Source organism: Nocardioides sp. NPDC058538 (genome assembly GCF_042719275.1).
In the GTDB taxonomy this organism is placed as follows: Bacteria; Actinomycetota; Actinomycetes; order Propionibacteriales; family Nocardioidaceae; genus Nocardioides.
Genome location: NZ_JBHXNY010000020.1, coordinates 17,622 through 30,059, shown reverse-complemented (window position 1 = coordinate 30,059; position 12,438 = coordinate 17,622). Strand labels below are relative to the sequence as shown.

Below are 12,438 nucleotides of genomic sequence, written 5' to 3'. Positions count from 1 at the left end.
GAGCAGGCAGGGCAATGCCTGCTGCGCTGTGCCCCAGCACGCACCCGGCTGCGTTGTCGTCGGTCGACGGCCAACACCGGGCCGCCTCCCTCCTCCGCCTTGCCGTGCACGCACTGGGACACCGCTCGCGACGGCAGCCCCTGCCCGCGCGACCTCGACGCCACGCGGCGCGCGCCACGATCGTGAGCGCGCTGGCTGGTGCTGTCCTGGTGGCCACGCTCGCGGGCTGTGGCAGCCAGGACGACGGCGTGCTCCCGGGGCAGAAGGCGAACCACGAGTCCGAGGTGACCCAGGACCTGTGCACCCGGCTGGCCGCAGAGTCGGTGACCCGCGCCTCTGTGGTGACCGGAGCCGGCGAGCGGGTCGTGGTGATCGGCGACTCCTGGGCCTCTGGTTTCGGGCTGGACGACCCCGGGTTGTCCTGGCCGCGCTATCTCGACGGCGAGGTGCGGGTCTCCGGCTTCGGCGGCACCGGCTACTCGCACGCGCTGATGGAGCGGTGCGGCCCGATCTCGTTCCCCGAGCGCGTCCCCGACGCGGTGGCGCAAGGTGCCGACCTGGTCGTGCTCGAGGGCGGCATCAACGACTCCAAGAGCGATCTCGACGACGTCGAGAAGGGCTTCCGGGCGACTCTGGACGAGCTGAAGGATCACGAGGTCATCGTGCTCAGCGCACCCAAGGTGAACTCTCGCGCCAAGGCCATCCGGGTCGTCAACAAGATGATGCGGCGGGTCTCGGCGGAGTACGGGGTGACGTACATCAACGTCTTCGACCTCGAGCTGCCGATGCTCGAGGACAACACCCACCTGACGGTGGCGGGTCACATTCAGTTCGGGGAGATCGTCGCCCGCCGGATCGCGGAGAGCCGATCGGAGACTGTCCCCGCCCACGGCTAAAGTTGCCCGGGTGACCGTAACCGAAGCCGCCTCCCAGACGCCCGTACGTGAAGCCCTGGCGGATGCGGTCGAGACCCTCGGCGGGGCCACCCGCGAGGGTCAGGTGCTGATGGCCGACGCGGTCGCCCAGGCCTTGGCCGACGAGGAGCACCTGCTGGTCGAGGCCGGCACCGGCACCGGAAAGTCGCTGGCCTACCTGGTCCCCTCGCTGCTCCACGACAGCCGCGTCGTGATCGCCACCGCGACCCTGGCGCTGCAGCACCAGCTCGTCGAGCGTGACCTGCCGCGCCTGGTCAAGGCGATCGGCTCGCGCCCCGGCGTCGACGCTTCCTACGCCGTCCTCAAGGGCCGCTCCAACTACGCCTGCCTCCACCGGGTGCGCGAGGGCGCGCCCGACGACCAGGGCACCCTGGTCGACGTCCCGCTGGGCCCGATGGCCGAGAAGGTCCTCGAGCTGCGCAGCTGGGCCGAGAAGCAGGCGGAGAAGAGCGGCAGCGGCGAGCGCGATTCCGCGCCCCGCCACACCGACCGCGAGTGGCGCCAGGTCTCCGTCAACCACCGCGACTGCCTCGGCGCCGCCAAGTGCCCCTTCGGTGAGGAGTGCTTCGCCGAGGTCGCCAAGGACAAGGCCCAGAAGAGCCACCTGATCGTCACCAACCACTCCCTGCTCGCGATCGACGCGATCGAGGGCGTGCCGATGATCCCGGAGTACGACGCCGTCGTGATCGACGAGGCCCACGAGCTCGTCGCCCGGGTGACCCAGGCGGCGACCGACGAGCTGACCGCGGCCGAGGTGGAGCGGGCCGCCCGGCGGGCCCAGAAGCACATCGAGGGATCCGAGGCCGATGACCTCGCCGATGCGTCCGACGCGTTGCGCGCGGCGATCAACGAGACCTCACCCGGGCGGCTGATCACGCTGCCCGAGGTCGTCTCGGACGCCCTGGTGCTGGTGCGCGATGCCGCTCGGTCAGCGATCTCCGCGCTGCCGAAGCCGAAGGACTCCGAGGGCGCCGATCCCGGCTTCCAGCAGGCCAAGGGTGGCCTGCAGGAGGTCTTCACCACCGCGGAGCGGATGGCCGCGGGCTCCGAGCACGACGTCATCTGGCTCAACGAGGGCGGTGACCGGATCCCGCCTCGACTCTGCGTCGCGCCGCTGCAGGTCTGGGCGCAGATGCGCGAGAAGCTGCTGACCGAGAAGACCGTCGTCTTCGCCTCGGCGACCCTCAAGCTCGGCGGCGACTTCGGCCCCGTGGCCGGATCCCTCGGGCTCAAGGCAGAGGAGCGCACCGCGGTGGGCGCCGGGGCGCAGCGCACCGATGACGTGCTGCCGTGGATCGGCCTCGATGTCGGCAGCCCGTTCGACTACGGCAAGCAGGGGATCCTCTATGTCGCGCGCCACCTGCCTCCTCCTGGACGTGACGGCATGGGCGCCAAGACCCTCGACGAGATCGTCGACCTGGTCGACGCCGCCGACGGGCGTACGCTCGGGCTCTTCTCGTCCCGGCGCGCCGCCGAGGCCGCCGCCGAGGTCGTGCGCCAGAAGCTGCCTCACCTGACCACGCTGGCCCAGGGAGACGCGCAGCTGCCCGAGCTCGCGGCGCAGTTCGTCGCCGACCCGCACACGGTGCTCTTCGGCACGCTGTCGCTGTGGCAGGGCCTCGACGTCCCCGGCGACACCTGCCAGCTCGTGATCATCGACCGGATCCCGTTCCCGCGGCCCGACGACCCGCTGATGTCGGCCCGGCAGCAGGCGGCCGACAAGGCCGGCGGCAACGGTTTCATGCAGGTCGCCGCCACCCATGCAGCGCTGCTGCTCGCGCAGGGGGCAGGCCGGCTGATCCGCACCACCACCGACCGCGGCGTCGTGGCCGTCCTGGACGCCCGCCTCGCCACCGCCCGCTACGGCGGATTCCTCAAGGCCAGCCTGCCGCCGATGTGGGCCACGACCGACCCCGAGGTCGTGCGTAAGGCACTGAAGCGTCTCTCTGAGATGGCCTCGGCCTGACCGAGATGCACGCCGACTCGGCTCGTTATGACGAGCCGAGTCGACGTGGGTTGGTTCAGCGGTAGGTCTTCGCCCACCAGCGATGGGTGGCCTTGTCAGGGGTCGCGACGCCGTGGCAGGAGAACGCGGTGCCCTGGCCACACTTGAAGTTGCTGCTCGCGTTGGCGAAGGTGACCTCGACCTTGCGGATCCGCTTGGAGGAGAAGCCCTCGATGGTCTTGGTGGCGATGCCCTTGCTGTTGGGCTTGAGGTAGTAGACGCTGCGGGTGCCGTCGGTGCGGAAGACGCTGACCATGGCGGCGTTGGCGCTGGGTCGGGCCAGGTCGACCTTCACCCGCAGCTTCCAGCCCTTGCCCACCTTCTTCGGGACGAGGCGCTGCGAGGCGTAGGTGAGGTGCTTCAGCGTGAACTTGCCGTCGACGGTCTGTCGCTTGGCGGGCAGCGCGGTGCGGCCGTCGTAGACCGGCGCATAGTAGGCGCCGCCCTCGCTGTAGGTCTTCGAGGGCGCCAGGTTGGCGGCGGCGAAGCGGGCGTACTGCGTCTTCAGGGTGGTGCCGCGGTCGGCGAGCGCCCGGCGGATGGCGAGGGTGGAGTAGGTCGACGGGGCTCGGTTCCAGATATCGAGGACCACGGCTGGCAGGCCACCCCGCTCCCTGGCGAAGCGCTCGGAGAGGTAGCGGAAGAAGATCCAGTTGCCGTAGATGCCGAGGTTGGAGGCGTAGGAGTTGTCCAGCGGCTTGCGCTGGTCCTCGAGCTGGCCGTAGCCCAGGTATTGCCGGTTGTCGTTGATGCTGTCGTAGACCTCGTCCTCGACCCAGGTCGCCGTGGATTCCATCATCCAGCGGTCCTCGCCGGCGTCGTAGGCGAACTGGACGGCGTGGAAGTATTCGTGAGCGGCGGTGACCCGGAGGTTCTCGGTGGGCGTGTTGTACGAGCCGTACTCGCTGGTGGCGTAGTCGTTGTCCAGGACGCAGTAGGCCGTCGCGGCGGTCTTGGAGACCTTCGTCTCGGGCGCGCAATAGCCGTAGTAGCCCTCGTCGTAGAGGTTCTCCAGGTAGATGTCGACCTTGCCCGGGGTGACCGCCTTGTCGGCGGCGGGCTTGCGGTAGCCCGCCTGCACGTAGAGGTTGTGGACCTTCGTGACCACGTCACGGACCTGGGTCGCGTACGTCGTCGAGGCGCGGTCGCCGCCCTTGCCCGGCGTGTAGTGGACGCAGACCGCGTTGCTGCAGGTCTGGGCCGCGGTGCGAGGGCGGGCGAGCAGTTCCCGCGCGGCGGCCTTGTTGGAGCCGTCCAGGGCATCCTTGGCGTTCCACAGGTCGGTCAGCGCGATGGTCGCGTCGGGCCGGCCGGCGACATGCCGTCCGGGCACGACCTGCCGGGTGCCGCGCACCGACTGGTTGCGCTTGACCTTCTTGGCCGCGGCGAGCGCCTCCCGGGCCGCCTTCTCCGTCACCGGCTGCTCGGCGCTGGTGTCACCGCCGGTCCTCACCGAGGTCGCCGGCGTCGAGCCGGTTGCGGGCATGGTGGCGACGAACGTCGCGACGACCATGCCTGCGATCAAGACGAGGGATCGTTGTTTGCGGTTGATCCGGCGGGCAATGTTTCGCATGAGATACCAGACGTTCGGGAAGGCAGACCTGGGCAGTCTAAGCGCAGAGCGCCGCTGTGTCCGGGGGACACGGCCTAGACATGCGCAGGTCGAGCATGCTCACCTCGAGCAGGTTGCCGAAACCCGGCCGCCGGTAGATGCGGTCGTGGAGGTGGCCGTCGATCTTGGAGGGGGCGGTCTCCACCGCGGCTGTGCCGTCCACGCGCAGCGGCATCCACGCGTCGCGGGCCGGCTCGTGCGGCCGGACGTTCTCGTTGGCCATGCCATAGCCGTACTCGCCGGGACCGTACTCGTAGAGGTAGTCGCCCAGGTGGAGGATCGCGTGCAGGTCTTCACGCGTGGCCAGGTGGCGGTAGGACGCGAACCAGCCGGCCTGCAGGTTGGAGCAGGAGACCACCCCGAAACGTACGTTCTCCGGGGTCGCGTCCGCGGCCGGAGCGGTGCGGGTGCGGCGGTCGATCTGCGTCTGGGTCACGCTGTAGGGAACGACGCAGCCGCCGGCCCTGTCATGGGCCGGCGGCTGGATCTCACGCAGTGTTCCCGGACTCGTTCCGGGAGGTGGCGCAGGACTCAGAGGCTGCGCAGGACCGCAGTCACCTTGCCGAGGATCGTCGCGTGGGTGCCGTCGATCGGCTCGTACGCAGCGTTGTGCGGCAGCAACCAGACCTTGCCGTCCTTGCGGGAGAGCGTCTTGACGGTGGCCTCGCCGTCGATCAGCGCGGCGACGATCTCGCCGTTCTCGGCGGTCGGCTGCTGGCGCACGACCACGAAGTCGCCGTCGCAGATCGCCGCGTCGACCATCGAGTCACCGGAGACCGAGAGCAGGAAGAGATCGCCGTTGCCGACCAGCTGCTTGGGCAGCGGGAAGACGTCCTCGATGCTCTGCTGGCTCGAGGTCTCCTCGGCCAGGATCGGGCCACCGGCCGCGATCCGCCCGACCAGGGGGACCATCGCGGCATCGGGGTTGGGGTTGATGTCGGCCTCGGCGGAGATCGTCGACTCGGGCTCCTCGCCGGACATGGCCTTGCGGTGGGCCATCACCTCCGGGAGGAAGACCTCGAGGGCGCGCGGCCGCTTCGGGTCCTTGCGGATCAGACCACGCTGCTCCAGCGCACGGAGCTGGTGGGCGACACTGCTGGTGCTGGTCAGCCCGACCGCTGCGCCGATCTCGCGCATGCTGGGCGGGTAGCCGCGCTGCTCGATGCTGTCGCGCAGGTGAGCGAGGATGCGCTGCTGACGCGGCGTGAGCCCGGTCGCGTCCGGCGGCCCGTCGGGCAGCTCGCGGACGCGGCTCTTCTTCGAACCGCCTGATCCGGTGCCTGTCTTCTGCGTGGTCATGTCACCACATTAGTCCCTCTGGCACCACGACATCAAACATTTGTTCGACCTCGTGGGCGGCGCGTGTCGGCGTTCGAAAATTCTTGGGGTCGCTACTTGCGTTGTTCGAACACGTGATCTACCTTCGAACATGTGCTCGATCGAACACGTGATCGAGAGACTGGTGATCAGGAGGCCGTGAGATGAGTGCAACAGTCTATGTGCTGCCCGTAGCCGAGCCGCCGCGTCCGGCGCCGGAGGTGCGACGCTCGAGCGTGCGGCTCACTCGTCGCGGCCGAGTCGTCGTGTTCGCATTCGCGCTCGTCGTGCTCTTCGGGATCGCACTGATCGGGGCGAAGGTGGCGTTCGCGGTGGAGAACGGTGCGGACAAAAGTCCCTCCCCCTCCGCCCACACGATGGTCGTCGGCGATGGCGACACGCTCTGGGACATCTCCTCGAAGGCCGTCGCCGGCACCGACTCCTCGATTCGGGAGATGGAGCAGACGATCAAGGAGCTCAACAGCCTCGAGTCCTCGATGCTCGTGTCCGGCCAGACCCTGATCATCCCGACCGCGCCGTAGCGCGCCGCTATAGATGTCCGGCTGCTCCGTCAGCCCGCGCAGCGGGCACCCTGGCAGCCGGCTACCGGGGAAAGGTGAGAGTGCTGCAGACGATGGGAAGCGTCTGCAGCACTCTCGCTGTATTGGAGCGCGTTCGGAAACCCGGAAGCGCCGGCCAGGCGCCGGGTTTCCGAAGGCGCTCTCAGTGGCGCCCGCGGTAGGGGCTGTCCGGCTCGGCTGGCGGCCACTGCTTGTTGCGAGTGCCGTGCCGTGGCGGCCACTCGTCGTCCGGTTCGACCGGCGGGTCCTGCGGCTGACGCTGGGAAGGCATCGCCTGGGTTGCGGCGGGGTCCTGGGTCAGTCGAGCCCGCGAGCCGGTCTGGCCGTAGCCGGCCGGGGTCTGGTAGGCGCCGGACTGATACTGCGGGGAGCCGGCCTGCTGAGTGGGGTAGCTGTCCGTGCCGTATCCCTGCGAGCCGTACCCCTGAGTGCTCTGCGGCGTCGACGTCGGTGTCGGCGGGCTGGAGTAGTAGGGCGCCGGGGAAGGTGGCGGGCTGGTCGGGGGCTGGTAAGCCGACGCACCGTACGCTGCTCGGCTGCCGGTGTTGCCGTAGCCCTGATCGCTGCTGGGGTAGCCGTACGGCGACTGGGAGCCGGTGTCGGTGTAGGCCGAGCGGTTCGAGGTGTCGCCGTAGGGCGGCTGGCTCCCGGTGTCGGAGCTGTGCCGGCCGTACGAACCGGTGTCGTCGTAGCCGTAGGAGCCCGTGCCGTAGTAGTCCTGCTCCGGGTAGTCCTGCTCCGGGTAGGCCTGGTCGGAGTAGGCCGGGGCCGAGTAGTCCTGCTCCTCGACGTAGGCGTTGGAGTGGCTTCCGGCGTAGTCGTCGGTGGGTGGCGTGGTGGGGGAGCCGGAGAAGGCCCGCCAGGCCTTCCCGGCGAAGGTGAAGGTCAGGAAGAGGCAGGCGACTGCAACGACCGCCGCGATGGCGAGCTTCGCCCAGGCGCCGGAATCGCCTCCCCGTGCGTCGGCCCCGAAACCGACGGCGACCCACACGAGCACTCCCCAGATGACGAGGAAGGCCAGTGTCGCGATCGCAGGCAAGATGAAAGGTGGCCGGGGACCGCTTCTGGGGCGCGTGCCTCTCCGCGACCCGACGCGATTTCCTCCGGAGATGTTTGTCACGGGGGTCATTCTTACTCATCTGGGCCAGTCCGTCGCTGCTGAACCGGAATCTTTCGGTGTTTGACCGGCGACACGCCGGACACGCGGGTAAACCCGACCCTCGCTTGCATCGCCGTGGGGGCGGGCGTACGGTTACCACTACATCTAGTAGTTACACCGCTGTAGTTATCCACATCTAGTTCACATGAACGGGCGGATGGCCCACAGCGATGTGGGTGTTGTTCCACAGGGACTCACGCTCATATCCACAGGTTCCACAGGCTCGGGCCGCCAATGAGACGGCCTGGATCCACAGGTCTCACGAGAGGGGCTCTACCGTGCACTGTCCGTTCTGCCGACACAGCGACACCAAGGTGCTCGACTCCCGCGTGGCCGAGGACGGTGGCCAGATCCGGCGCCGCCGGGTCTGCCAGGAATGTGGGAAGCGGTTCACGACCGTCGAGCAGATGCAGCTGATGGTGGCCAAGCGCTCCGGCGCTGCGGAGCCGTTCAGCCGCGACAAGGCGGTGCACGGCGTACGCAAGGCATGCAAGGGCCGGCCGGTCACCGAGGACCAGCTCGCCTGCCTCGGCCAGGAGGTCGAGCAGGCGCTGCGCAGCCAGGGGCTGGCCGAGGTTCCCAGCAACGAGGTGGGGCTGGCGATCCTCGCGCCGCTGCGCGAGCTCGACGAGGTGGCGTACCTGCGCTTCGCGAGCGTCTACCGGGCCTTCGGCTCGGTGGAGGACTTCGAGCGTGAGATCCAGATGCTGCGTACGGAACGAGAAGTCCAGGACTTCGAGACAGAACATCCGGTCGAGGCCCCGGTGGGCTCCGACTAGGTCCCACGGCCATGAAATAGGGATGGCACAGACCGGCCCGGGCAGGCCGTGGGGAAGCGACCTGCTCGGGCCATTCAACGGCACAACCAGCGGAAACAGATAGAACAGAGCAAGGACTCCACCATCAGCACCGACCAGCAGTACGGCACAGCGATCGATGACAACAGGGGGAACGAAATGACAGACACGGCAGCAGAGGCACGGGCATCGGCTAAGGCAGGCGCCGGGCTGAAGATCGAGCGGATCTTCAGCACCGACGGCGTCCACCCTTACGACGAGATCACCTGGGAGCGGCGCGACGTCGTCCAGAAGAACTGGAAGACCGGCGTGACCGTCTTCGAGCAGACCGGAGTCGAGTTCCCCGACTTCTGGTCGATCAATGCCTCGACGATCGTGACGACCAAGTACTTCCGCGGCGCGCTCGGCACCGAGAAGCGTGAGCAGAGCCTGAAGCAGCTGATCGACCGCGTCGTGAACACCTACGTCGCCTCCGGCAAGGAGAACGACTACTTCGCCTCCGAGGCCGACGCCGACCTCTTCGGTCGCGAGCTCACCTGGCTGCTGGTCAACCAGCACTTCGCCTTCAACTCGCCGGTCTGGTTCAACGTCGGCACCGAGTCCCCCCAGCAGGTCTCGGCCTGCTTCATCCTCTCGGTCGACGACTCCATGGACTCCATCCTGAACTGGTACAAGGAGGAGGGCCTGATCTTCAAGGGCGGCTCCGGTGCCGGTCTCAACCTCTCCCGCATCCGCTCCTCCAAGGAGCTGCTGAAGTCCTCCGGCGGCACCGCCTCCGGCCCGGTCTCCTTCATGCGTGGCGCCGACGCGTCCGCGGGCACCATCAAGTCCGGTGGCGCCACCCGCCGCGCGGCGAAGATGGTCGTGCTCGACGTCGACCACCCCGACATCGAGGAGTTCGTCGAGACCAAGGCGCGCGAGGAGGACAAGATCCGCGCGCTGCGCGACGCCGGCTTCGACATGGACCTGGGCGGCAAGGACATCTCGTCCGTGCAGTACCAGAACGCCAACAACTCCGTGCGCGTCTCCGACGAGTTCATGCGCGCTGTCGAGGAGGGCAGGAAGTTCGGCCTCCGGGCGCGTACGACCGGTGAGGTCATCGAGGAGATCGACGCCCGCGAGCTGTTCCGCAAGATCTCGATCGCCGCGTGGGAGTGTGCCGACCCGGGTCTGCAGTACGACGACACGATCAACGACTGGCACACCAACCCGGAGACGGGCCGGATCACCGGCTCCAACCCGTGCTCGGAGTACATGTCGCTGGACAACTCCTCCTGCAACCTGGCGTCGCTGAACCTGCTGAAGTTCCTCAAGGACGACGACACCTTCGACGCCGTGCGCTTCCAGCAGGCCTGCGAGGTCGTCTTCACCGCGATGGACATCTCCATCTGCTTCGCCGACTTCCCGACCGAGGCGATCGGCGAGACCACCCGCGACTACCGCCAGCTCGGCATCGGCTACGCCAACCTCGGCGCGCTGCTGATGGCGATGGGTCTGGGCTACGACAGCGAGGGTGGCCGCACGATGGCCGCCGCCATCACCTCGCTGATGACCGGTGCCGGCTACAAGCGCTCGGCCGAGCTGGCCGGTGTCGTCGGGCCGTACGCCGGGTTCGCTCGCAACGCCGAGGCCCACCAGCGGGTCATGCGCAAGCACCAGGCCGCCAACGACGCGGTCCGCTCGATCAACCCGGTCGACCGCAACATCATCGACGCGGCGACCCGCGTGTGGAACGACGTCGTCGAGATCGGCAAGGTCAACGGCTTCCGCAACGCCCAGGCCTCGCTGCTCGCGCCGACCGGCACCATCGGCTTCATGATGGACTGCGACACCACCGGCATCGAGCCCGACTTCTCGCTGGTCAAGTTCAAGAAGCTCGTCGGCGGCGGCTCGATGCAGATCGTCAACCAGGTGATCCCGCGTGCGCTGAAGAAGATGGGCTACCAGCCCGAGCAGATCGAGGCGATCGTCGCCTACATCGCCGAGCACGGCCACGTCATCGACGCCCCCGGCCTGCGCCAGGAGCACTACGAGGTCTTCGACACCGCGATGGGCAAGCGCGCGCTGCAGCCGATGGGCCACGTACGCATGATGGCGGCGACCCAGCCGTTCCTCTCCGGTGCGATCTCCAAGACCGTCAACCTGCCCGAGACCGCGACGGTCGAGGAGATCGAGCAGGTCTACATGGAGTCGTGGAAGCTGGGCCTGAAGGCCACCGCGATCTACCGCGACAACTGCAAGGTCGGCCAGCCGCTGGCCGACGGCAAGTCGGAGAGCGCCAAGAAGGACCAGGGCCTCTCCACCGCCGCCGTGGCTGCTGAGGCCGAGGTCGAGCCCGAGGTCGTCGAGAAGATCATCGAGAAGATCGTCTACGCGCCGACCCGCAAGCGCCTGCCGAAGTCCCGCGTCTCGCGCACCACCTCCTTCACGGTCGGTGGCGCCGAGGGTTACATGACCTCTGGTGCCCACGCCGACGGCGAGCTCGGTGAGGTCTTCCTCAAGCTCGGCAAGCAGGGCTCGACCCTGGCCGGTGTCATGGACGCCTTCTCCATCGCGGTCTCTGTCGGCCTTCAGTACGGCGTGCCCCTGGAGACCTACGTCTCCAAGTTCACCAACCTGAAGTTCGAGCCCGCCGGTCTGACCGACGACCCGGACGTACGCATGGCGCAGTCGCTCATGGACTACGTCTTCCGCCGGCTGGCGCTGGACTACATGTCCTTCGAGGACCGCTCGGCTCTCGGCATCTACTCGGCCGACGAGCGTCAGCGCTACCTCGAGACCGGCTCCTACGAGCAGCTCGGCAACGGCACCACCGCCGCCGAGCTGGTCCAGAAGCCGGCTCCGGCCCCGAGGGCCGCGGCGGCACCCGTCGCCGAGCCGGTCGAGGCCGAGATCGAGGAGGAGGCCGAGGTCGTCGAGGAGGCGCCCAAGGCCACCGCCCACACCACCACCGAGCTGCTCGAGTCGATCAGCGGCATGGCCATCGACAGCCCGCTCTGCTTCACCTGCGGCACCAAGATGCGCCCCGCCGGCTCCTGCTACGTCTGCGAGGGCTGCGGCTCGACCTCCGGTTGCAGCTGAGTTCTGAGTGACTGAGTCCGGTCCCGCACCCGAGCAAGGGTGCGGGACCAGCTCGTTTTCGGGGACGTGGGAGTTCTGGTGTCGCTGGGTGACCTCGGGACTCCCGCGTCGCACGCGGATAGCCTGCGGTGTGTGAGTGACGCGGATCTTGCTGACGTGATGGCCCTCGAACGCGAATTGCAGACTGCGACGGCTCGGGCCGATCCGGGTCGTCTCAGGGAGCTCCTGGCGCCAGACTTCGAGGAGATCGGTGCTTCGGGCCGCCTATGGGACGCGGCGTCGACTCTCGAGATGCTCGCGAGCGAGGACGATGACACTCCTGACATCGAGCGTGAACTCACTGGGCGCGTGATCGCGGACGACATGGTCATCCTCCGGTGGCAGTCGGTCCGTGGCGAGCGCAGCGCCCATCGAACCTCGCTGTGGCAACGTCGTCCGGAGGGTTGGCGTCTCGTGCATCATCAAGGCACGCCGATCACTTGAGGTCCGAGACGTGGGAGTGCCGGTGTCACTGCGTGACCTCAGGACTCCCAGGTCGCGGGGAACATAGGGTTTCCGGATGAGCTCAGCTGGCGCTGACGTCCCGTATGCGGGGACCGACTTCTATTGTGATGTCGCGATCCCGCACCCGGATTGCCTGGACGTTGTGCACGAGGACGAACACGTGCTGGCGTTCCATCACACGCGTCCGTTCTGGGCGATCCACATCGTGGTGGTGCCCAAACGCCACATCGCTTCGCTGACGACCGTGAGCGACGAGGATGAGGCCGATGTACGTGAGCTGTTCGGCGTAGTCCAAGCAGTGGCCAGAGACGTGGAGCTCGAGCATGGCGCGGCGGCTGTGCTCACCAATCTAGGTGCGTACCAAGACTCCAAGCACCTTCACGTGCACGTCCACAGCGGCGGGCGCCGAGGCTGACCCGGTGACGTGGGAGTCCCCGTGCCACCCAG

General features: G+C 68.1%; 11 protein-coding genes. 7 read left to right on the top strand and 4 right to left on the bottom strand.

The window, feature by feature from the left end:
- The first annotated feature begins 14 nt into the window (after nucleotides 1-14).
- Together ACFWQC_RS17965 and ACFWQC_RS17960 are read left to right on the top strand one after the other, a co-directional pair.
- Nucleotides 15-896, top strand: a complete 882-nt coding sequence (locus ACFWQC_RS17965) for an SGNH/GDSL hydrolase family protein (protein ID WP_378680691.1) — start codon at nucleotides 15-17, stop codon at nucleotides 894-896.
- Between the two features lie 10 nt (nucleotides 897-906).
- A complete protein-coding gene (locus ACFWQC_RS17960; RefSeq protein WP_378680688.1) occupies nucleotides 907-2,901 on the top strand; it encodes an ATP-dependent DNA helicase in 1,995 nt (664 codons plus the stop codon).
- Nucleotides 2,902-2,956: 55 nt separating this feature from the next.
- Here ACFWQC_RS17960 and ACFWQC_RS17955 read toward each other — a convergent pair whose 3' ends face one another.
- The 3 genes from ACFWQC_RS17955 to lexA all read right to left on the bottom strand — a co-directional run bounded on the left by ACFWQC_RS17955 (nucleotide 2,957) and on the right by lexA (nucleotide 5,851).
- On the bottom strand, nucleotides 2,957-4,465 hold the full coding sequence (locus tag ACFWQC_RS17955) for an MXAN_6640 family putative metalloprotease (protein WP_378680685.1): 1,509 nt from the start codon (nucleotides 4,463-4,465) through the stop codon (nucleotides 2,957-2,959).
- Nucleotides 4,466-4,550: 85 nt separating this feature from the next.
- Nucleotides 4,551-4,988, bottom strand: a complete 438-nt coding sequence (locus ACFWQC_RS17950; RefSeq protein WP_378680683.1) for an alkaline phosphatase D family protein — start codon at nucleotides 4,986-4,988, stop codon at nucleotides 4,551-4,553.
- A 95-nt stretch (nucleotides 4,989-5,083) separates the two neighbouring features.
- Entirely contained in the window at nucleotides 5,084-5,851 is a 768-nt protein-coding gene (lexA, locus tag ACFWQC_RS17945) for a transcriptional repressor LexA (protein ID WP_378680680.1), read from the bottom strand.
- Nucleotides 5,852-6,033: 182 nt separating this feature from the next.
- Here lexA and ACFWQC_RS17940 point away from each other — a divergent pair, with 182 nt between their 5' ends.
- Entirely contained in the window at nucleotides 6,034-6,411 is a 378-nt protein-coding gene (locus ACFWQC_RS17940) for a LysM peptidoglycan-binding domain-containing protein (RefSeq protein WP_378680677.1), read from the top strand.
- Nucleotides 6,412-6,592: 181 nt separating this feature from the next.
- Here ACFWQC_RS17940 and ACFWQC_RS17935 read toward each other — a convergent pair whose 3' ends face one another.
- Nucleotides 6,593-7,489 (bottom strand): hypothetical protein, encoded by an 897-nt coding sequence (locus ACFWQC_RS17935; protein ID WP_378680672.1) that lies wholly within the window; start codon nucleotides 7,487-7,489, stop codon nucleotides 6,593-6,595.
- A gap of 398 nt (nucleotides 7,490-7,887) precedes the next feature.
- On the opposite strand from ACFWQC_RS17935, the gene nrdR reads away from it, so the two are divergent.
- From nrdR to ACFWQC_RS17915, 4 genes are all read left to right on the top strand, one after another.
- Nucleotides 7,888-8,388 carry a transcriptional regulator NrdR gene (nrdR, locus tag ACFWQC_RS17930; protein WP_378680669.1) on the top strand — a complete coding sequence of 167 codons (501 nt, stop codon included), beginning with the start codon at nucleotides 7,888-7,890 and terminating at the stop codon, nucleotides 8,386-8,388.
- Nucleotides 8,389-8,565: 177 nt separating this feature from the next.
- Nucleotides 8,566-11,487, top strand: coding sequence for a vitamin B12-dependent ribonucleotide reductase (locus tag ACFWQC_RS17925; protein ID WP_378680666.1), 2,922 nt, complete (start codon nucleotides 8,566-8,568; stop codon nucleotides 11,485-11,487).
- A 132-nt stretch (nucleotides 11,488-11,619) separates the two neighbouring features.
- Nucleotides 11,620-11,970 (top strand): DUF4440 domain-containing protein, encoded by a 351-nt coding sequence (locus ACFWQC_RS17920; RefSeq protein ID WP_378680663.1) that lies wholly within the window; start codon nucleotides 11,620-11,622, stop codon nucleotides 11,968-11,970.
- A gap of 76 nt (nucleotides 11,971-12,046) precedes the next feature.
- Nucleotides 12,047-12,406 carry an HIT domain-containing protein gene (locus ACFWQC_RS17915; RefSeq protein ID WP_378680660.1) on the top strand — a complete coding sequence of 120 codons (360 nt, stop codon included), beginning with the start codon at nucleotides 12,047-12,049 and terminating at the stop codon, nucleotides 12,404-12,406.
- Nucleotides 12,407-12,438 lie beyond the last annotated feature (32 nt).